Genomic DNA, 21702 nt, shown 5'->3' on the forward strand with positions numbered 1-21702 from the left:
CCGTCGGGGCGCGGGCCGGTAATGGAGTTATAAGGTCGCAGTTTGACTTAAGTGTTATCAGCCCCGCGCGGGGAATAACCGTGTATTTTGTCATGAAGCCGGTATACTAGCGGCGGCTGATGGTTAAGAGGTTAATATGCTAGCGATTATTCGTACCATTGTGGTGGTGCTGCTTTCTATTTGTATCTGCGTATTTGGATTGATTTATTGTCTGTTCAGCCCGAGAAATCCACGCCATGTCGCCACCTTCGGCCGGATGTTCGGCCGGATGGCCCCCATACTGGGCCTTAAGGTCGATCTACGTTACCCCTCCGCCATGGTGACCCGGCAAAACTGTATCTACATCGCCAATCATCAAAATAATTATGACATGGTGACCGCCGCGAGCATGGTGCAGCCGCGCACGGTAACGGTGGGCAAAAAGAGCCTGCTGTGGATACCCTTTTTCGGCCAGCTCTACTGGCTGACGGGCAACCTGCTCATCGATCGTGAAAACCGTTCGCGCGCCCACGGCACCATTTCCGAAATTGTCAAACATATCAAGAAGAAAAACATCTCCATCTGGATGTTCCCCGAGGGCACCCGCAGCCGGGGCCGCGGGCTGTTGCCGTTCAAGATGGGCGCGTTCCACGCGGCCATCGCCGCCGGGGTGCCGGTGGTGCCGATTTGCGTTTCCAATACCTCCAACAATAAGATCAGGCTGAACCGTTGGAACAACGGCTTGGTGATCGTGGAGATCCTGCCGCCGGTGGATACCGCGCCTTATGGCCGGGAGCAGGTGCGGGAGCTGGCCGCGCACTGCCGCGACATCATGGCGGCCAGGCTGGTGGAGCTTGACGCGGAAGTGGCCAGGCGCGAAGGGCGCGCCGGGCCAAAGAAGGCCGGATAACAGATATGTCACTTAACAGGCGCCAGTTTATCCAGGCATCGGGCATCACGTTATGCGCCGGCGCCATACCGCTGCGGGCGCGGGCCGCCGGGCAGCCGACCGCCTTGCCCATTCCGCCGTTGCTGGAATCACGCCGCGGCCAGCCGCTGTTCCTGACGCTGCAGCGGGCGCACTGGGAGTTTATTCCCGGCAGGCGTACCGCCACCTGGGGCATCAACGGCGGTTATCTTGGCCCGACGGTCCGGGTCTATAACGGCGACGACGTCAAGCTTATCTACAATAACCGGCTTAATGAACCGGTCTCCATGACCGTCAGCGGCCTCCAGGTTCCCGGCACGCTGATGGGCGGCGCCCCGCGCATGATGTCCGCCAGCGTCGACTGGTCGCCGGTTATCCCGATACGCCAGCCGGCCGGCACCTGCTGGTATCACGCCAATACCCCCAACCGCATGGCGCCGCATATCTACAACGGCCTGGCGGGACTGTGGCTGGTGGAGGACGAGGTCAGCAAATCCTCCCCTTTGCCGAACCATTATGGCGTGGATGATTTCCCGGTCATTATCCAGGATAAACGCCTGGACAACTTTGGCGCCCCGGTCTATAACCCGCCGGCCAACGGCGGTTTTATCGGCGATACCTTATTGGCCAACGGTGTGCAAAGCCCGTTTGTGGAAGTGTCCCGGGGCTGGGTGCGGCTGCGTTTGCTTAACGCCTCGAACGCCAGGCGCTACGAGCTGCGGCTAAGCGACGGACGCGTCATGCAGGTGGTCGCCGGCGATCAGGGTTTTTTACCGGCCCCGGTGCCGGTCAGCCAACTGTCGTTAGCCCCCGGCGAGCGCCGTGAAATCCTGATCGATATGTCGAAAGGGGAAGAGGTGTCGATTACCGCCGGCGCGGCGGCGGGCATCATGGATCGGGTGCGTGGTTTTTTTGAACCCTCGTCCATACTGATCTCAAGCATCGTGCTGACCCTCAAGCCCACCGGGCTGCTGCCGCTGGTGACCGATAACCTGCCGATGCGCCTGCTGTCGGACCAGATGATCGACGGCAATATTACCCGCACGCGGGAGTTCCACCTGGGGGGCAGCCCACCCGAGATCAACGGCGCCATGTGGGATATGACCCGGGCCGATTTCCAGGCGCTGCAGGGCAGTTTCGAACGTTGGATTATTCACGCCGAGACGCCGCAGTCATTCCATATCCAGGGCGTGGCGTTCTTGATTAAGCGGGTAAACGGCAATTCACCCCTGCCGGAAGATGGCGGCTGGAAGGACACGGTATGGGTCGACGGGGATGTGGAACTGATGGTGTGGTTTCCGCAACTGGCCGGCGATCATTTCCCGTTTCTGTATTACAGCGGCACGCTGGAAATGGCCGATCGCGGCTGCGCCGGCCAGTTTACCGTGCGATCCAGCTAGCGCGGCGGTTGATCCAACCACGCCAGCCGGCCCGTTTTTATTGGGAAACGGGCCTGTCGGCATATTGCCACGCGGCCCCGGATAACCGGGCTTAGGGTTTAACGAAGGTGTCCGGATTTGGCCCCAGCCGTTTGCCGCTGTCCAGCCGGGTGATGGCCTCCAGCTCGTCCTGCTGAAGTGTAAAGTCCAGCACCGCGAAGTTTTCTTTAATCCGCGCCGGCGTGACCGATTTCGGGATCACCACCAGGCCGGAGTCCAGATGCCAGCGGATCACGATCTGCGCCGGGCTCTTGCCATATTTTTCCGCCAGTCGGCGGATGACCTGCTGGTCGAACACGCCCTTCCCCCCCTGGGCCAGCGGGCTCCAGGATTCGGTCAGGATAGCGTGGGCGGCGTTCCATTGGCGCAGCTCGCGCTGCTGCAGCAAAGGATGCAGCTCGATCTGGTTAATCACCGGCGTCACGCCGGTTTCATCCAGCAGCCGCTGCAGATGCGGCGCATGGAAGTTACATACCCCGATGCTTTTCGCCAGCCCTTCCTCCTTTAGCTTGACCATATCGCGCCAGGCCTGGACATAGGTATCCTGCGCAGGCACCGGCCAGTGCATCAGGTACAGGTCAACGTACTCAAGCTGTAATTTTTTCAGGCTCTCTTCCAGGGCTTTCGGCGCCACCGTCTGGTCGGCATTCCAGAGCTTGGTGGTGATAAACAGCTCCTCACGGGGCATCGCCGCTGCTTGCAGCGCTTCGCCGACACCCGTTTCGTTCTTGTAGATGGCGGCGGTATCGATAGAGCGGTAACCGACTTTCAGCGCTTCCTGCACCGCCTTCAGGACTTCTTCGTTGCTGGCTTGCCAAACGCCCAGCCCCAGCTGCGGCATGGTGCGTCCATCATGAAATTTTACCGTAGGTTGCGTCGACATTATTTCTCCTTGCTTTCCGATGGCCGGCACAGGCCGGCAGGGTCTATCGTTGGTAGATCGGTAATTCTAGTCGAATCTGCGGAGCTGCATGGCGGGAGTATCTGTCCATTGTGGCCATCCGGCGGGCGGGACTCAATGCATATTCCTGCCCGCCATTTGCCTATTTATCCAAAAGGCTATAGAAAATTCATGAAAAAAGGCACTATAGCTGTCGGATCATTCAAACAGGAGAACTTGTGCCATGACGCAAAACCAATCTATCTGTACCCGGTTGTCGCTGCGCGCCATGCAACTGCTGCGGGAGAACAGTGCCGTAACCATTCCCCATGTGAAGCTGCTGTTTGCCGACACGTACTATGCCCGTACGCCGGTGATGTACGAACCGGGCATTATTATCTTATTCCAGGGACGCAAAACCGGCTATGTCGGCGCGAAAACCTTTGTCTATGACGCCAGCCAGTATCTGTTGCTGAGCGTGCCGCTGCCGTTTGAATGCGAGACGTTCGCCTCGCGGGAAGAGCCGCTGGTGGGGTTATCCATCGGCGTCGATACCCTGATGCTGCAGGACTTGATTATCGCCATGGGCGATGACGCACAGTTCAGGCCGGTAACGCCCCGGTCAAGCGGGATCAATGCCGCGCCGCTGACCGACCAGCTGTTCTGCGCCGCCGAACGTCTGCTGGATATTATGGATAAGCCGCTGGACGCACGGGTGCTGGGACCGGCTATCGTGCGCGAAATCCTGTATTACCTGCTGCAGGATATATGCGGCGACGCCTTGTATGCCCTGGCGAACCGGCAATCACATTTTAACCAGATCGCCAAGGTGTTGAAAAAAATCGAACGGCAATTTGCCGATAGCCTGACCATCGACCAGTTGGCGGCGGATGTGAATATGAGCCTGTCGGCCTTCCACCATAATTTCAAGGCGGTGACCAGCACGTCCCCGCTCCAATACCTGAAAACCTACCGGCTGCATAAGGCGCGCATCCTGATGCTGCATGACGGGCTTAACGCCGGCACCGCGGCCATGCGGGTGGGATATGAAAGCCCCTCGCAGTTCAGCCGGGAGTTTAAGCGCTATTTCGGCATATCGCCCAGGGAAGATGTGGCGCGGGTCAGGGTGCCGGGACAAAGCCCGACGTTGCAGGTCTGACAATGACGGCGCAACAGGGGCAAAAAACGCGGTCAGGCGGCGTCCTTGACCTTACGTTTGCGCAGCAGAAGCAGCAGCGTGCCCACCAGGCCGCTGCACAGCAATACCAGCGGCAACACCATCAGGACCATCATTACCTGGTCTTCATGGTGTTTTACCAGCGGCACATGGCTGATGGAATATCCCAGCGTCAGCAGGGTGCCGACCCATATCAATGCGCTTAACCAATTAAACAGCTGGAAACGGGTATTGCTTAAGCCGGATATGCCCGCCATGGTCGGCAGCAGCGTGCGGATGAACGCCAGGAAACGGCCGACCAGCAGCGCCATCAGGCCATGGCGATTAAACATGGCGTAGGCGCGCTGATGGTAATGAGCGGGCAGGTGCAGCAGCCAGCCCCGCACGATGCGGGTGTCCCCCAGCCAGCGGCCTTGGAGGTAGCTGAACCAGCAGCCCAGGCTGGCCGCCACGGTTAGGATGATCAGGGTGGGGATAAATGCCATGACGCCTTTCGCCACCATGGCGCCCGACAGCAGCAGCAGGCTGTCGCCGGGTAAAAACGAGGCCGGCAATAATCCGTTTTCCAGGAATAGGGTGGCGAACATCACACAATAAACGATCCCGATCACCCGCGGATTGGCCAGGGCGGCAAAATCCTGTTGCCACAGCGCGCGGACAATCTCATGTAATACGCTCATCTCTACCTGCTTATCTCATTTTATTGGCAGCTTATCGTCAACATCCCTGTCTGTCCTCGATCGCGTACGCAATTGGACAATTTTCTTTAACTATTTTAGACGCTATTTACACTATTGGCGATGAGCCGCTTCCCCGATCCTGGCAAAGCCGGCGGCCAGGTCGGCAATCAAATCATCGGTATTTTCCAGGCCGATATGTACCCTCACCAGGGTGCCGGTGAAATCGACGCCGCCGGCGGGGCGGATAGCCGCGATTTCCTCGGGCTGGTTGACCAGGATCAGCGATTCAAATCCGCCCCATGAATAGGCCATGCTGAAATGAGTGAAGTGATCGAGAAAGTGCTCCAGCTGCGCCTGGCTGAGGCGCGCTTTCAGTACGAACGAGAACAGTCCGCTGGCGCCGGTAAAGTCACGGACAAAAAACGCGTGGCCCTTACAGCCGGGCAATGCCGGATGGTTGACCACCGCCACTTCCGGGCGCTCCGCCAGCCAGGAGGCCACCCGCATGCCGTTCTCGGCGTGCTGCTTGAGGCGCACGCCCAGGGTGCGCAGGCCGCGAGCGGCCATATAGGCGGTATCGGCGTCCACCATCTGTCCCATCAAATAGGATTGCTCGCGCAACTGGTCCCAGCAACGGGCATTGGCCACCGCGGTACCCAGCATGGCGTCGGAGTGGCCGATGATATATTTGGTACCCGCCTGGATCGAGATATCCACGCCCAGCGCCAGCGCCGGCAATAAAATGCCCGCCGCCCAGGTATTGTCGAGCATCACGACGATCTCGGGGTTGATCGCGCGCACGGCCTTGACGATGGCGGGGATGTCCTGCACTTCCATGGTGATCGATCCCGGAGACTCCAGGAATACCACCCGGGTATTCTCCTGGATCAAACCGGCGATCCCGTCGCCGATCAGCGGGTCGAACCAGGTGGTGGCGACATTCAGCTTGGCCAGGATATGGCGGCAAAAGTCGGTGGTCGGCTCATAGACGGACCCGGTCATCAGGATATGATCGCCCGCCGAGACAAACGAGAGGATGGCATTGGTCACCGCCGCCGCACCGCAGGGATAAAGGGCGCATCCCGCTCCGCCTTCCAGTTCCACCATGGCCTGCTGCAGGGAAAAATGGGTCAGGGTGCCGCGCCGGCCGTAGAACAGCTCTCCCTGGGCACGCCCGGCGGTAGCCTGTTTTTTGGCCTGGACCGAGTCAAAAACCAGCGACGACGCCCGCTGGATAACCGCGTTGACCGAACCCTGGGTGTATTTTTTATCTCTGCCGGCGGTAATTAATGCCGTCTCGATTTTCTTAGCCTTCATTATCCACGCTACGCCTTTTGCTGAATGTAATTATTGAAGGGTCCACGGGCCGAACGATGCCCGTATCCGCCGTGCTACGTTAGCATGAATACGCGCCGGCGGCAGGCGTTTTGGCTGGCTTGAAACGATTTATAATAATATTAATGTTGCCGCCGGAAGCGGGTAAAGGGCTAACGTCGCCGCGCCAATAGGCGCTGTCCGTATTTCGGCGGCGGAGTATTTGGCGCAATTGTTAATAAAGTTATATTCCACGGCGAGGCGTTATTGGATTGGTTATCCCAGACGGAAAAACACCGCATGTTTTCTCTGAATCGATAACGGTTGATACAAATAATAATGAGAACCACTATCAATTCCCGTCCTGTTTGCTATCATTCTGGCTGGATTATTCTCTGGTAAAGCTTTCGGTGGAGGCGCAGCGTGAAAATGGCTGTTTTAAATCTTGTCCAGGTGCTGTCCCGCAAGGCGCAGCGACGTACTTATTCATTATCCACAGTATTGCGCTGCGTATTAGCCGCGACGCTGCTGGTGTTTGGCCTGGCGGGCCAGGCCGCGGCCGCCGCGCCGGATGCCGCGCCGGCGCCGGTGGGAACCGCCGCCACCGCCGCGCCGGAAGGTGAGAGCACGCCGCCAATGTTGCCCCAGGCCGCGCCTGTGGACGCATCCGGCCAGCCGTTGCTGCCGCAAATGGATTTGTCGGTCTGGGGTATGTATCAGCATGCCGATGTGGTGGTCAAGACGGTGATGATCGGATTGCTGATAGCGTCCATCGTCACCTGGGCGCTGTTTTTTGGTAAAAGCGCCGAACTGTCGTCGGCGAAGCGTCGCCTGCGCCGCGAGATGGCGGGACTGAGGGACGTGAGGAGCCTGGACGAGGCTTTTACGGTCGCGGCTACGTTTAAAGAGGCAAGCGTCGCCGGACGGCTGCTGGCCATGACGCAAAATGAGCTGGAACTGTCCGCTGATTCCAGCGACAACAACGGTATCAAGGAGCGCGTGGCTTTCCGGTTGGAACGCAGCGTCGCGGCCACCGGTCGCGCGATGGGCAAGGGGAACGGTTTCCTCGCCACCATCGGCGCCATTTCGCCGTTTATTGGTCTGTTTGGCACCGTTTGGGGCATCATGAACAGCTTTATCGGCATCGCCCATACCCAAACCACAAACCTGGCGGTAGTGGCGCCGGGCATTGCCGAGGCGCTGCTGGCCACGGCTATCGGCCTGTTTGCCGCTATCCCCGCCGTGGTTATTTATAATGTGTTTGCGCGGACTATCGCCGGCTATAAAGCGATGGTCGGGGATTGCGCCGCGCAGGTGTTACTGTCGCTGGGACGTGATTTGGATCTGGCCGCCAGCGCCGATCGACATACCGCGCAGCCTGTGGCAAAGTTCCGGGTAGGTTGAGCGATGGCAATGCACTTAAATGAAGATATCGACGGCGACGGTGAGATGCATGATATCAACGTGACGCCGTTTATCGACGTGATGTTGGTATTGCTGATTATCTTTATGGTGGCCGCCCCTTTGGCGACGGTAGATATCCGGGTTGATTTGCCCAACTCTTCCGCCGCCCCGCAGCCACGGCCGGATAAGCCGGTTTACCTGTCGGTTAAAGGGGACAAGCAATTGTTTCTCGGCGAACGCCCCGTGTCGCTGGATACGCTGGCTACGTCGCTTGATCAGCAGACACAGGGCAATAAAGAGACCACCATCTTTTTCCAGGCCGATAAAAGCGTGGATTACGAAACGCTGATGTCGGTGATGGATAATTTGCGTAAGGGTGGTTACTTTAAAGTCGGGCTGGTCGGCGTGGAGACAGTTGGCAAGCGTTAGCACACACCTCTGCCGGCACCGGCTGGTTACATTGTCCGCCGGCGGTCCTGTCGCGCCGGCCATAGCTCGGGCCGGCGGGCTACCCGGCTCTAAACAATCACCACCGCCGTTTCAGCCGCTTCCTGTTAAGGCACGGACCGGATATTGTTGGACGACAATGTGCTCCCCAGGCTGAAGGCGTATCGTTCGCTATTACCTGTAACCTGTATATCACTGCCAAGGCACGCTGCCGGACTCCCGCGATAAAAAACCTCTATGGATTAAGCTATAAACTCCCGATACATTAATGGTTATTCCTCATGTCATTATTTATTCTGTTGATTAAGGTTTGATGAAATATTTATTAGTTTGATGATTTTCTCTTGTATTTTATGAGGCTTTGCCTGTAGAACGGAATAGGTATGTTTAATACTAATTCTGATAATAATTGTGTGGAAATGGATTGAAGTGATTTTTTATATTTCCATTATCTCTATTGCGGGTATTTAATGTTTTCATATGATTGATAATTATTAACCTTCAACATAAAAGAGGGCTTGGGTGAAAAACAAAATCATTGATTGGAATGGGGGCTTACAGCAAGAAGCCATCGATATTCTTGCCGGTGAGGGCGGCATGATTGTCAGTCCAACCAAGGTTGGTTATATCATTATGACGTCTGACGCCACGGGGCTGGAACGCAAGTTTGAGGCAAAAAACAGAAACCGTAACAAGCCTGGGGTGGTGCTATGCGGTTCCCTGGAGCAGCTTAAGGAATTAGCGCGGTTAAATCCTGAAATTGAGCGATTATATCAACAACACTGGCAGGCAGATGTGCTGATAGGCTGTATTTTGCCCTGGAAAGAAGAGGCTAGATCACGGATTCCTGACGACGGTACCAAAGCGCTGATGATGGATAGTCGCAGCACCAGTTGTTTTGTTATTAAGTTCGGCAAACCGAGTGAAATTATTGCCAAGGAGTTATGGGAAAAATACGGCAAGTTTTCTTTTGCCAGCTCGGCTAACCCTTCCGGTAAGGGGAATCGCGGCCTGGCTGAGGGTATTGGCGAGCGCATTGAACGATATGCCGATTTAATTATCGCTGCCGATGACTACGTTAAATCCATTCAGCCTCATCACACCGATCGGACCCGTCACGAGCAGGGCGTGATGGTTTCCATGGTTGATGAGCATGGCGAACTGATAGCGGAGCAGCATGGCAAGCGGAGCGTTACGCCTTGCCCGTGTCTAATCCGCAAAGGTCTGGACGTCGATAAAATCATGTTCATGATGTCCGATATATTTGCTACCTGGGATTATCGTCACGGTAATTACTATTGATAAACATTAAATAGACCGCCAAAGAAATCCATTTTTTTGCCGCCGGCGATCGACGCCCTGACCTGGGAGTTGCCCCGAGACGTGCGCTGGGCGGGGGGTTAAGCCGTGCCTTGATACGTGCGCTTTTGCCCCACCGATACGCTCCGCTTCAACACGCGCCGGTTTTCAGGTCCGTGCCGGCGCGGGCCTGTCGTGTCATGGGAAGGGTTGCGGATTATCAGCCTAAATGGTTGCCGCCGGTGACGCCGTGGACTTCCGCGGTGACGTAGCTGGATTCCTGCGAGGCCAGATAGACATAGATTGGCGCCAGTTCAGCGGGTTGGCCGGCGCGGCCGAGCGGGGTCTGCGCACCGAACGAGGGCAACTTCTCGGCGGGCTGTCCGCCGGATACCTGTAACACGGTCCAGATGGGGCCGGGCGCAACGCAGTTAACCCTGATGCCTTTGGCGGCAACCTGCTTGGCCAGTCCGCGGGTATAGTTCAGGATGGCGGCCTTTGTGGATGCGTAGTCCAGCAAGGACGGGCTGGGCTGATACGCCTGGATGGACGAGGTGGTGATGATGGAGGCCCCGGCCGGCAGCAGCGGCAATGCCGCCTTGGTCATCCAGAACAGCGAAAAGACGTTGGTTTCGTACGTCTTGCGAAACTGTTCAGTCGTTAGGTCGGCGATATCCTCCACCGCCGTTTGTTTGCCGGCCACCAGCGCCAGGATATCCAGGCCGCCCAGTTGGTTCGCCGCATCTTCTACCACCTTCACATTCACCGATTCGTCGCTTAAATCACCGGGCAGCATAAACACCTTGCGTCCCGCTTCCTTAATCAGCTCCGCCACCTGCTCGGCGTCTTTATGCTCATCGGGATGATAGGCCAGGGCGATATCCGCCCCCTCCCTGGCAAACGCAATGGCCACGGCGCGGCCAATGCCGGAGTCGGCTCCGGTGACCAATGCCTTGCGTCCGGACAGACGACCGCTGCCACGATAGGTTTGCTCACCGCAATCAGGGACCGGCGTCATATCGGATTGGAGTCCCGGCGCGTCCTGGCTTTGTTTGGGAAACTCGTCCTGAGTATATTGGGTGACGGGATTTCGCATGGTGTATTGATCAAGGTCGGCCATTTTTATCTCCTAAATAATAATCAAAATTATCATAAGGATAAGCCTAGTTGATTTTTAGGATTTGTCTAATGATAAAAACATCATTATATTTTGCATGATAATTGAAATTTTTAATATTTTATATGGCACTATAAATTTACTTAAAAATAAAATGCTATGAAATCATAAATTTGTGTTTTTATTTTAAATCATCATTATTAAAATAAAGATAATAAAACGGACCAAAAAAAATTATTTAACCATCACTTCCAGGCTGGATAGTATGGTTCGTCACTGCGCGGTGTTGCCTCAACGGGGCGTAATATGCGCAATGGACGCTTTGATAAACTGTAGATGATTGTCGCGCCAGCGCGTGACGGAGATCTGTCGTTGGTTATGGTAATGCCCCGCCGGGCTATGGCATGCCGGTAAGGCTATATTGTTGCCGCACAGCCGAGGCGCGCCGGGAGCGACGTGCTGATCTTCATCTTCCGTGACCAGCGTCAGGTTGCCATCAGCGTCTTCGTGGATGATGCAAAAATTGCCCTTCAGCAGCTCGATGATGTTCATGCCATAGCGTTTCACCGCCAAACCGATGATCTCTTCGTTTATTAAATCACTGGTGGAGGGATAGTAATTGAATAATAAGTAATTTAACAGCGGCAGGTTGTCAATGTGTCCGATGATATGCCATGATTCATTACCCTGGTTATATGTTTTATAAGGCGTGCCGCCGCCGATAAATAGCTGTCCTTGCCTCAATTTATGAACTTTACCCTGGGGGTGCGTAGTGATAGTTAATGAATTATTTCCTTGGTTAAGGATGACACAAAAACGATTGCTCATACACCCTCTTGCAACTATTGCCGATGCTAATGACTGTTATAAAAATAACTGGGTATGACGACAATACACGTTATTTAAATGCATAAAAAGCTGGTATTAAGTGCAGTTGCTTGACTGTACTTTAGTACAGGTTGTTAGGGTTTTCCTTTACTGATATCATAAATTAACTTTGTATTAACTTAAAGCAAAGGGCATTAATTAATAATGATAAAAGGGTGGACTATGTTTAATTTAATCAGTGTTAAGTACCAGGATATTATCAATGATAAACTCGACGAATTGTATCTGCTGCGGAAAAAAACCTTCAAGGACCGTCTGGACTGGCAGGTAACCTGCGTCGGCGATCGGGAATTTGATAGTTATGATAATGAGCATACTCACTATTTATTAGGATGCTACGATGGCTATATCGTCAGCAGCGTACGCTTCATCGGCATGGACCAGCCGAATATGATCACCGGGCCGTTCAAGGATTTTTTCAATTACCAGGCGCCGGAGGACGGCATGCTGCTGGAATCGAGCCGTTTTTTTGTTGATAAAACCCGGGTGCAGGGGCTTGCTGAAACCAAGCTGCCGTTTTGCCATTTGCTTTTTTTAGGCATGGTTAATTACGCCCGCACGCTGGGTAAGGAGGCGATAATGACGGTATGCAGTAAATCAATGTATACGATTCTCAAACGCAGCGGCTGGAATATTGCTGTAGAGAGCATGGGATTATCGGAAAAAAAAGAACCGGTATATTTACTCCGTCTCGGCATAGGGGATGATAGCCAGGATGCCTTGATTAAATATATTCGCCGTCATTATTACTGTGAAGGAAGCTATCTCAAAAAGTGGCCAATTTATCTATAAGGTTAATTTATCTCCTGGTTTAAGCAACATTGCTAATGCCATATTGCATTCAGTACAAATTCAACTAAAACCAGGCAATCACGGCGAGCGCGCCGGACAAATTTCTGTCAATGGCATGGGAAAACTAATAGCCATAATTCATGATGATATTCATATCATGATGGCGCTCCTGTCATTGACATCTGCTCAGGCTTTGATAATTTTATTCATTAGCATCGAACAAGTGTAAATCAGATGCCTTCCTAATCGCGTGTTTGGCATTCACAACCCCAAGCTTAACGATTAAATTGCTGATATGGAATTTAACGGTGCTTTCCGTGATACCCATGATGATGGCAATTTCCCCATAGGTTTTACCGAGACTGGCCCAACGAAGCACTTCTACCTGGCGTACCGTCAGCGTCCTTTCACTCTTGCCCCGCGGAAGTTTATCTAAATGCGGCTCAATGTGCATATATTGCTCATGAACCGACAGCAGCAACAGCTGGATACTTCTTTTATGCTCCTCGACGTATTGCTTGAGCAATACCCCGCACTCTCCCTCGGTATAAAGGCTTAGGGTTGCCAGGTTATTTTCATGATCATGCAATGGGAACGCGTAGCCGCTGTAAATATTGTATTCCCGCGATACCTCGAATATTTTATTATAAACACTAGTGTTAAATGAGAGCGTTTTGTCATCCCATAAAAATGGCATGATGCTTTTTCGCGCCATGAGAATAACAGGGTCATATTTATATAATGTCATATCGATATATTTTCTTATCCATTCCGCTGGGTAGTTGGAATATATCACCGGCGGCCCCAGGTGCCTTTTGTTCATCACCGCATAAGAAAAACGGGTCTGTGCGGGGAATTTTAATTCACGGAAAATAACATCGCTGATGTTTTCACTGATAGGATAATTTTCACATTTCCTGATTGAGTTTACTGTAACAAACATTTGAATCTCATCATTTCATTTCAGTGGTATTGTCAATTTCTCAGAATGTGCTAAATGCAATAAAAGTAAGTGTTTTAATATTTAATATAATTTTAATCGATAGTAAATCAAATAACAGTTACGGTCAATCGGAATATGCATAACATAAGGTGAGGAACACGGAATATAGATATCATACGAATTATATTAATTATAATTATTTTTATAATGACCATAAACCCTTGGCAATCCCTGCGCCGCCGGTGTTGTCCTCTTGCCCGCTAACGTCGCCGCCGGTATAATCTCCGGCATGTTGCTCCAGTGCTATCGCATCCCTGCCCGAAGCATTAGGCGTTAAATAATTTACCGGGTGTATACTGTAACAAGTTGCAACGGTTTCGCCCAGGCGAATAAGCGGGATAACGTATCCGCCCGCAGATGTATCGAGGAGTAGGGAACGCACCATGCCGATCAGTCTGAAGACCAGGATCATGACAAAGGTCGCCAACAAATATCGATTGCTCTTTTGGGTGATCATTCCCCTGTGCTTTTTTATTTTCTCCGTTACCCTCATCAGTTTATTTGCCTATCAGGCCCTGAAATCGCGCGCCGATCATGAGATTCGCAGTACGGTGCTTTTTATTGACACGGTGCTGAACGACGCCAACGCTACGGCCAATGAAGCCCTGGCCTTATTAGGCCGGCCTTGTGCGGGGGTGGTGGACCAACTGCGCATCATGGGCATGAAACATTCCCTGGTGCGCACCGTTAACCTGGCCCATAACGGCATGGTTTATTGCGCCCCGGTGCCGCTGCCGCCCAATATGAAACCGCGGAAATATTCATCGGTGATTAACGATGTAACGCCGGAAATCGAGCTGCGCGCCGGTACGCTTCTATTCCCCGGCGTTGCCGTCATCGTATTGCGCCGGCATCGCGGCAATGACGGCGCCAGTGTCGTCATTGATACACAATATATGCGTTATATGATGGATGCCGTCGGCACGGATAACCAGATTTTTCTGGGAATAAAAAACCAGTATCTATCGCCAAAGGGCGACCTGGTCCCGTCAGCGGCGCTGCCAAACGGGTTTATCTCCGTCAGCGGGGTTTCACAACGTTTTCCCTACTTGCTGACAATCAATATTTCCCGCTACCAGTTTTTTGATTATATGGTCGACACCTACGCCTTGGTCATCCTGTTTTCGGTGGTAGTTTGCCTGGTGATGTCGCTGCTGATTCGTAATTGGCTGACGGCAACCACGTCGATCCGATCGAATATGGCGCTGGCGCTAAAGCGTAATGAGTTCGAACCCTATTTCCAGCCGGTGATGAATGTCGCAAGCGATCGCTGCACCGGCATGGAGATCCTGACCCGCTGGCGGCATCCCACGGACGGGTATGTATCACCCGATGTGTTTATTCCGCTGGCCGAGGAGTCGGGGCTGATCATCCCCCTGACGCAACAGCTTATGCGACGGGTGGCGGCGGTGATTGCCAGCAGCCCGGTGCATTGGCCGGAGATGCTGCATATCGCCATTAATATTTCAGCGGTCCATCTTTCCAACCGGCAGATAGTCGACGATTGCCAGACCTTTTTACAAACGGTAGGGGATAAAAATATCCGGCTGGTGCTGGAGTTGACCGAGCGGCAGTTTGTCGATGTCACCGATACCACGCTCGAGGTGCTGGCCGCCCTGAAGCAGCAGGGCGTGGCGATTGCCATCGACGACTTCGGCACCGGGTATTCCGGCCTGTCCTACCTGAGTAAAATGAATATCGACTTCCTGAAAATCGATCAGTCGTTCGTGGCGATGATTGAGGAAGAGACCACTACCCGTATTATCGTGGATGTGGTGATTGACCTGGCCGGGAAGCTGGATATGAAGCTGATTGCCGAAGGTGTGGAGAATGCGCGGCAAAAGGCCTATTTGCTGGACAAGCATGTTCTCTTCCAGCAAGGCTACTTTTTTGCCAGGCCGATGCCGATGACGCAATTTTCCCTGTATTGGCGCGAGGAACACGCGCGCTATTCCGCCTCGCCTATAGCACTTTAATTCAGCTTGTAAGGTTTCTTTTGACGGTTATGTGAGCTTAATCGCAAACAAGAATACTGCCTTATTTATCCATATATACAGCTAATATGTATATGGATAATTGCGCGCTATCCCTCCATATTTCAATCGTTTTCTCCGCGTAAGCCGTTATTTTTTTTATATAACCGCGCTGGAAAAACCACTTTTATTTTACGGCTATCGGCCATTGCCTTCTCTGGACGTATTTTTCCGGTCATTCCCTCCCTTTTTATCGCAAGAGGATAAATAAAATGAAAATAAACACCCTGCAGAACTGGTTAACCGCGGGTTGCCTGGGCCTGATGATGAGCGCGTCCGGCGCGTTTGCCGCGCAGGCCGAAATTGTCAATATCTCCAAAATTGCCGGTATGCCCTGGTTCAACCGTATGGGCGAAGGCGTCACCCAGGCGGGCAAGGATTTGACCGTCAATGCCTATCAGGTCGGCCCGTCCAGTACCGATGCGCCGCAGCAGGTCAAAATCATCGAAGACCTGATCGCGAAAAAAGTCAGCGCGATAACCATCGTGCCCAATGACGCCGATGTACTGGAACCGGTATTCAAAAAAGCGCGCGCGGCGGGCATCGTGGTGTTGACCAATGAATCGCCGGGCCAGCCCAGCGCCAATTGGGACGTCGAAATCATTGATAACCAGCAGTTTGCCGCCGACAACGTCGAGCAGGTGGCCAAGGCCAACGGCGGCAAAGGCGGTTACGTCATCTATGTGGGCAGCCTGACGGTACCCCAGCATAATCTCTGGGCCGATCTGTTCGTGAAATACCAGAAAGAACATTATCCGCAGATGCATGAAGTCACCAGCCGTATGCCGGTGTCGGAAAGCATTGATGATTCCCGCCGTACCACCCTTGATCTGATGAAGGCTCATCCGGATCTGAACACCATCGTGGCCTTTGGTTCACAGGGTCCCATTGGCGCCGGGCGTGCGGTTAAGGAAAAACGCGCCAAAAACAAAGTCCATGTCTACGGCATGATGATTCCGTCACAGGCCGCGTCGCTGGTTAAAAGCGGCGATATCACCGAGGGCATTACCTACGATCCGGCTACCGCGGGCTATGCCCTGACGGCGGTGGCGTCAAGTTTGCTCAAAGGTGAAAATATCGGCCCCGGCTATGAAGTAAAAGGTCTCGGCAAAGCGGAAGTCGATGCCGACAAAAAGGTGATTAAGTTTCATAAGGTGCTGCTGGTGACCAAGGACAATATCGATAGCCTGTATTGATTAATCCCCGTTTGACATCCTGGGGCGATGATGTGGCCGGGGCTGGGCGGCAGCGACCGGCCGACCACCTGGACGTGCTGGCGCGAGGTTTTATGAAGCCGTTAATTGCAATGGAAAATATCAGCAAAACGTTTTATGGGGTAAAGGCGCTGGATAATATCGCCCTGACGTTATTGCCCGGCGAGGTACATTGCCTGGCCGGGCAAAACGGCTGCGGCAAGTCTACCCTGATCAAAATTATCTCCGGCGTCTATCAACCGGATGCCGGGGCGAAAATCACCCTCGACGATCATGTGTACTCCCATTTGACCCCGGGAGAATCCGTTAAGCGCGGCATCCAGGTGATTTACCAGGATCTTTCATTATTCCCCAACCTGAGCGTCGCGGAAAATATCGCCATCAACCTTTATCATCGGCATCTCTGGGTGAACAAGCGCAGCCTGTACCAACTGGCTCAGCGTACCCTGGACGATATCGGCGTTACGCTTGATTTGCACGCGCCGCTGGAGACGCTGTCGATTGCGCAGCGCCAACTGGTGGCGATTTGCCGGGCGCTGGCGCAGGATGCCCGGCTGATAATCATGGATGAGCCCACCGCCTCGCTGACCATGACCGAAGTCAAGGGGTTGCTCAGGCTGGTCCATCAACTGAAGGCGCGCGGTATCTGCGTGGTGTTTGTCAGCCACCGCCTGGATGAGGTGATGGCGGTCTCCGACCGCATTACCGTATTGCAGGACGGCGAGCATATCGGCACTTTTCCCGCCGCCGAAATGGGCAGCAAGCAGCTGGCCTTCCTGATGACCGGGCTGGCATTCGATTACCGCGTGCTGACCCCATATGCGGGTGGTAAACCGGTGGTGCTGGAGGTGGAGCGGTTGAGCCGCCGCGATCAATATCATGATATTTCGCTAAAGGTACATCAGGGGGAAATCGTCGCCATCACCGGGCTGTTGGGCGCGGGGCGCACCGAACTGTGCCTGAGCCTGTTCGGCCTGACCCGTCCGGACGGCGGCAGCATGAAAATTGACGGCTCCCTGGTGCATTTCCACAGTAATCGCGACGCGATTGCCGCGGGGATCGGTTATGTTTCGGAAGATCGCCTCAGTACCGGCCTGGTCATGGAACAGTCCATTGGCGACAATATCATCTCGACGGTATTGCCGCAGGTCAATAACCGCTGGCGCCTTATCGACCGGCAGCGGGTGCAGACGCTGGTCGGGGAGATGATTCACCGGTTGACGATTAAATCGGACAATACCTCCCTGCCGGTGAATACCCTTTCCGGCGGCAATGCCCAGCGGGTGGCGATTGCCAAGTGGCTGGCGACGCGTCCGCGCCTGCTGATCCTTGATTCGCCCACGGTCGGGGTCGATATCGCCAATAAGGCGGGTATTTACCAGATCGTGAACGCGCTGGCGGAGCAGGGCATCGCGGTATTGATGATTTGCGATGAAATTGAAGAGGCTTATTTTAACAGCCATCGCATCCTGGTGATGCGCGCGGGTGCGCTGGTCGCTGAATTTCTTACGTCTGAAACGACCGAAGCGGCGTTGGCGGAGGTGGTCAATGGTTAACAAATCGGGATTGCATCGTCACGAAGGGTTGCTGATCGTGACCATCCTGATCCTCGGGGTGATTTTCAGCATTAACAGCGGAGATTTCCTGACATTCGGTAACCTTTACGACCTGGTGAACAATTATGCCATGCTGCTGATCCTGGCGTGCGGGTTGTTTATTGTCCTGATCTCCGGCGGCATTGATATTTCCTTTCCGGCCATGACCATTATCGCCCAATACGTCATGGTCACCGCGCTGCTGAAATTCGGCGGTAATTTCCTGGTGGCGTTCCTGATTGCCGGCGGCGTCGGGACCGTGCTGGGCCTGGTTAACGCCCTGTTGGTCAACCGGCTGAAAGTGCCTTCCATCATCGTCACCATTTCAACGCTGAATATCTTCTATGGTTTGCTGCTCTACTTCTCCAAGGGGGTCTGGCTGTACAAATATCCCGACTGGTTTGAAGGCGGACTGACCTTATTTACCTTTACCGCCGCCGATGGTTATGACTACGGGCTGAACCTGCCCATCATGACCCTGCTGGTGGTGCTGATAGTTACCGGCCTGCTGATGAAACGCAGCAGTATCGGACGTAAGATCTATGCGATGGGCGGCAATCGTGAAGCCGCCTCGCGCCTGGGTTTTGGCATTTTTAAGCTACAGCTGTTTGTCTATGGTTTCATGGGACTGCTGTCGGGCGTGGCCGGAGTGGTGCAGTCCTATACCGTGATGACGGTGGCGCCCGACTCGCTGCTGGGGTATGAACTGACCGTCCTGGCGGCGGTAGTGCTGGGCGGGACCAGTATCGTCGGTGGCCGCGGCACGCTATTGGGCACTTCGCTGGGGGTAATATTGCTGGCGATGTTGCAAAACGGCCTTAATTTGATGGGCATTTCATCCTACTGGCATACGGTCATTACCGGCCTGGTGATTGTGGTCAGCATCAGCTCCACCGCCTGGAGCCAGCGCGGTAAATCGGAGATCCTGTCATGAGCGGCGCTAAAGTCAAAGATCATGTGGAGCTGTACCTGGTGATATTGCTGCTGGCGGTGATGCTGGCCTTCAGCGCGCAGATCCCGGGCGTATTCTGGTCGGCGCCGAATTTCCAGTCTATCGCGTCGCAGCTGCCGGTATTGGGCGTACTGGCGTTCGCCATGGCGGTGACCATGCTGACCGGTGGGATTAACCTGTCGATTATCGCCACCACCAACTGCTGCGCCCTGGCCATGGCGTGGGTTGCCACCCATTTTGCGCCGTCGGCGGGCAGCGCCCTGCTGATGCTGCTGGCCGGGGTCGGCATGGCCGGTGTTATCGGCCTGCTGAACGGCGTACTGATTGCTGTTATCCACGTCTCGCCCATATTAGCCACCTTGGGCATGATGACCTTGCTCAAGGGGGTGACCATCCTGATCTCCAAGGGGACGGCCATTTCCAATTTCCCCGCCTATGTGCTGTGGCTGAATAACAATAACTGGCTCGGCATCCCGGTGCCGTTGTATCTCTTTGCGCTGGTGGCGCTTATCATGTGGATTGTGCTGGAGCGTTCAACGCTGGGCCGGAGAATCTATCTTATCGGTTCCAACCAGCGCGCGGCCCATTACGCCGGCATCAATACGCCGCGCACGCTGATGGCGGTTTATGTCATCTCTTCGCTGTTATGCGTGGTTGCCGCGCTGCTGATGATGTCCAAGCTTAACTCCGCCAAAGCCGCCTATGGCGAATCCTACCTGCTGACCAGTATTCTGGCGGCGGTGCTGGGCGGGATTAATCCCGACGGCGGCTTCGGCAGGATCGTCGGCATGGTGTTGGCGCTGATCCTGTTGCAGATGCTGGAAAGCGGACTTAATATCATGGGGATAAGCAGTTATATCACCATGGCGCTATGGGGCGGGCTGCTGCTGGCGTTTTTATTTCTCAAAGGCGTCCGGCTGCCGTACTTTAGCCGTTAGCCCCGGCGGCCCGGCAATCGCGCGGGGGTTGCGCCGCGCGGTTGCCCCGGGAAAATAACATTTTCTATTATTCATTAACCATGATAGATTTACTCTTTTCATTATTATCATGTTATTTAGTTAAACCATTTATTTATATTAGTGTAATTTAAATTATTATTAAGCTAACTAATTTATTATCAATAATATGAGATGATTTATAACGTGGGGTAAGTGAATCGGCATTGGAAAAAATCATTAACATAATATATAATTATAAACTTAATTAAATTCTCCCCGTTTAACCGATTGAGCCACGTTAAGATATTGCTATACAATAGACTTCTGTTAGTTGAATCGATAAAATTGAATTTTAGTTAAAATACTATGTCTTTAAAAAGCACCAATCAGAGTATTTTATATTTTTCTCCATATTTATCACTCAAAAAGAAACAACGGGGCTAATAATAAGTTATTTACCTTGATCAAGCATAATAATTACCGGTATTATCAATTTATGAGTTCCCAATATCATCTGCATGTTAATTTTTTGTAATTTAAATTAATAGCTAAGTATTTTTATTATAATAATTTCAGGAGGCAATCTCAGATCGCCCCTTTCGTTTCGCGTTCGATAACCCGTTATTATAACGACGAAAAATTAATAGTTACATAAGGAGAACATACGATGGAGATTGAACGACACTTTATTGAATGTGCAAAGGATAAACTGGCTGCGCGGATACATTATGGCGACGCCAATGCCGCGGCGCCGCTGCCCGCGGTATTGATGTGCCATGGGTTCTTTTGCATCCAGGATGTATTGCTGGCGGGTTTTGTCCAGCGGTTTGTCGATGCGGGTTATAGGGTGGTCACCTTTGACTACCGTGGCTTCGGCGACAGCGAAGGGGACGCCGGCAGGATCGTGCCCGAACGGCAAATCGAGGATATCCTGGCGGTGTTGGACTGGTGTAAAACCCAATCCCGGATTGACGCCCGGCGCATCGCCCTGTGGGGAACCTCGCTTGGCGGCGGCCATGTCATCGAGGTGGCCGCCCGCCGGCCGGAGGTAAAATGCGTTCTCAGCCAGTTGGCCTTCGCCGACGGTGAACAATTGGTCACCGGCGATATGGGCCTGGAGGAGAAGGCGCGGTTCATGGATACCATGGCCAGGATGGCAAATAAAAAGCAGCAGGACGGCAAAGAGTTGCTGGTACCGATTATCAAGGTGATGACCGATGAGGAATCGCGTACATTCTTTGAAAAGAAAAAAAAGGATTTTCCGGCGCTGGATATCAAGATCCCCTACCTGACGGTATGGGAGACCATCCTGTATCATCCGGTGCGGGCAGCGGCGCGGGTGACCCAACCCACGTTCATGGTGTTTGCCGAAAACGATAAAGTCATCGCCCTGGAATACGGACTGGCTTTATACCAGGCCATTGGCGCGGAAAAAAGCTGTCATATCCAACCTAAGGCGCGTCACTACCAGGTGTTTGCCGGCGAGCATCTCAACCAAATCGCGGCCAGGCAGCTAGCCTGGCTGCGGAAATATCTCTGAATGGCGCCGGCGGCGGTACGTCGCAGTGAAATAGACGATATTATGCCTGGGCCGTATCCAATCAGGATTCATTAACCTCGGCG

The 21702-nt window shown here is 53.5% G+C and carries 19 protein-coding genes; 13 read left to right on the forward strand and 6 right to left on the reverse strand.

Annotation, left to right across the window (positions count from 1 at the left end):
- Nucleotides 1-136 precede the first annotated feature (136 nt).
- Nucleotides 137-889 (forward strand): 1-acylglycerol-3-phosphate O-acyltransferase, encoded by a 753-nt coding sequence (locus GRH90_RS12875; protein WP_162366353.1) that lies wholly within the window; start codon nt 137-139, stop codon nt 887-889.
- Between the two features lie 5 nt (nt 890-894).
- Nucleotides 895-2307, forward strand: coding sequence for a cell division protein FtsP (ftsP, locus tag GRH90_RS12880; RefSeq protein WP_162366354.1), 1413 nt, complete (start codon nt 895-897; stop codon nt 2305-2307).
- Between the two features lie 91 nt (nt 2308-2398).
- Here the strand turns inward: ftsP and dkgA are convergent, their stop codons facing one another.
- The gene (gene dkgA / locus GRH90_RS12885) at nt 2399-3229 is read right to left on the reverse strand and encodes a 2,5-didehydrogluconate reductase DkgA (RefSeq protein WP_162366355.1); all 831 of its coding nucleotides are present in this window, start codon (nt 3227-3229) and stop codon (nt 2399-2401) included.
- Between the two features lie 286 nt (nt 3230-3515).
- Between dkgA and GRH90_RS12890 the strand changes: the two genes are divergently transcribed.
- Nucleotides 3516-4385, forward strand: a complete 870-nt coding sequence (locus GRH90_RS12890; protein ID WP_246236033.1) for an AraC family transcriptional regulator — start codon at nt 3516-3518, stop codon at nt 4383-4385.
- 32 nt (nt 4386-4417) lie between these two features.
- On the opposite strand, the gene GRH90_RS12895 is transcribed toward GRH90_RS12890, so the two are convergent.
- Nucleotides 4418-5083 carry a DedA family protein gene (locus GRH90_RS12895; protein ID WP_162366357.1) on the reverse strand — a complete coding sequence of 222 codons (666 nt, stop codon included), beginning with the start codon at nt 5081-5083 and terminating at the stop codon, nt 4418-4420.
- 111 nt (nt 5084-5194) lie between these two features.
- A complete protein-coding gene (gene metC / locus GRH90_RS12900; protein ID WP_162366358.1) occupies nt 5195-6400 on the reverse strand; it encodes a cystathionine beta-lyase in 1206 nt (401 codons plus the stop codon).
- A 420-nt stretch (nt 6401-6820) separates the two neighbouring features.
- On the opposite strand from metC, the gene exbB reads away from it, so the two are divergent.
- From exbB to GRH90_RS12915, 3 genes are all read left to right on the forward strand, one after another.
- Nucleotides 6821-7801: a tol-pal system-associated acyl-CoA thioesterase gene (gene exbB / locus GRH90_RS12905; protein ID WP_376766075.1), complete on the forward strand. Its 981-nt coding sequence runs from the start codon at nt 6821-6823 to the stop codon at nt 7799-7801.
- Nucleotides 7802-7804: 3 nt separating this feature from the next.
- Nucleotides 7805-8230, forward strand: coding sequence for a TonB system transport protein ExbD (gene exbD, locus GRH90_RS12910; protein WP_162366360.1), 426 nt, complete (start codon nt 7805-7807; stop codon nt 8228-8230).
- Between the two features lie 615 nt (nt 8231-8845).
- Nucleotides 8846-9550: an L-threonylcarbamoyladenylate synthase gene (locus tag GRH90_RS12915; RefSeq protein ID WP_178113146.1), complete on the forward strand. Its 705-nt coding sequence runs from the start codon at nt 8846-8848 to the stop codon at nt 9548-9550.
- A gap of 217 nt (nt 9551-9767) precedes the next feature.
- Here GRH90_RS12915 and GRH90_RS12920 read toward each other — a convergent pair whose 3' ends face one another.
- Nucleotides 9768-10667, reverse strand: coding sequence for an SDR family oxidoreductase (locus GRH90_RS12920; RefSeq protein ID WP_162366362.1), 900 nt, complete (start codon nt 10665-10667; stop codon nt 9768-9770).
- Between the two features lie 288 nt (nt 10668-10955).
- Nucleotides 10956-11492: a carbapenam-3-carboxylate synthase domain-containing protein gene (locus tag GRH90_RS12925; protein WP_162366363.1), complete on the reverse strand. Its 537-nt coding sequence runs from the start codon at nt 11490-11492 to the stop codon at nt 10956-10958.
- 222 nt (nt 11493-11714) lie between these two features.
- On the opposite strand from GRH90_RS12925, the gene GRH90_RS12930 reads away from it, so the two are divergent.
- Nucleotides 11715-12344 carry an acyl-homoserine-lactone synthase gene (locus GRH90_RS12930; RefSeq protein WP_162366364.1) on the forward strand — a complete coding sequence of 210 codons (630 nt, stop codon included), beginning with the start codon at nt 11715-11717 and terminating at the stop codon, nt 12342-12344.
- A gap of 202 nt (nt 12345-12546) precedes the next feature.
- Here GRH90_RS12930 and GRH90_RS12935 read toward each other — a convergent pair whose 3' ends face one another.
- Complete coding sequence (locus GRH90_RS12935; protein WP_162366365.1) at nt 12547-13287, reverse strand: LuxR family transcriptional regulator; 741 nt, start codon at nt 13285-13287, stop codon at nt 12547-12549.
- A 443-nt stretch (nt 13288-13730) separates the two neighbouring features.
- Between GRH90_RS12935 and GRH90_RS12940 the strand changes: the two genes are divergently transcribed.
- From GRH90_RS12940 to GRH90_RS12965, 6 genes are all read left to right on the forward strand, one after another.
- On the forward strand, nt 13731-15323 hold the full coding sequence (locus GRH90_RS12940) for an EAL domain-containing protein (RefSeq protein ID WP_162366366.1): 1593 nt from the start codon (nt 13731-13733) through the stop codon (nt 15321-15323).
- Between the two features lie 320 nt (nt 15324-15643).
- Nucleotides 15644-16576, forward strand: a complete 933-nt coding sequence (locus tag GRH90_RS12945) for an autoinducer 2 ABC transporter substrate-binding protein (protein ID WP_376766077.1) — start codon at nt 15644-15646, stop codon at nt 16574-16576.
- Nucleotides 16577-16668: 92 nt separating this feature from the next.
- On the forward strand, nt 16669-18150 hold the full coding sequence (locus tag GRH90_RS12950) for a sugar ABC transporter ATP-binding protein (protein ID WP_162366368.1): 1482 nt from the start codon (nt 16669-16671) through the stop codon (nt 18148-18150).
- A complete protein-coding gene (locus GRH90_RS12955; protein ID WP_162366369.1) occupies nt 18143-19123 on the forward strand; it encodes an ABC transporter permease in 981 nt (326 codons plus the stop codon). Before GRH90_RS12950 ends, GRH90_RS12955 begins: the two co-directional genes overlap by 8 nt.
- Nucleotides 19120-20079 carry an ABC transporter permease gene (locus GRH90_RS12960; RefSeq protein WP_162366370.1) on the forward strand — a complete coding sequence of 320 codons (960 nt, stop codon included), beginning with the start codon at nt 19120-19122 and terminating at the stop codon, nt 20077-20079. Before GRH90_RS12955 ends, GRH90_RS12960 begins: the two co-directional genes overlap by 4 nt.
- 667 nt (nt 20080-20746) lie before the next feature.
- Complete coding sequence (locus GRH90_RS12965; protein WP_162366371.1) at nt 20747-21619, forward strand: alpha/beta hydrolase; 873 nt, start codon at nt 20747-20749, stop codon at nt 21617-21619.
- Nucleotides 21620-21702 lie beyond the last annotated feature (83 nt).

Origin of the sequence: Acerihabitans arboris (genome assembly GCF_010131535.1) — a bacterium.
GTDB lineage: Bacteria > Pseudomonadota > Gammaproteobacteria > Enterobacterales > Enterobacteriaceae > Acerihabitans > Acerihabitans arboris.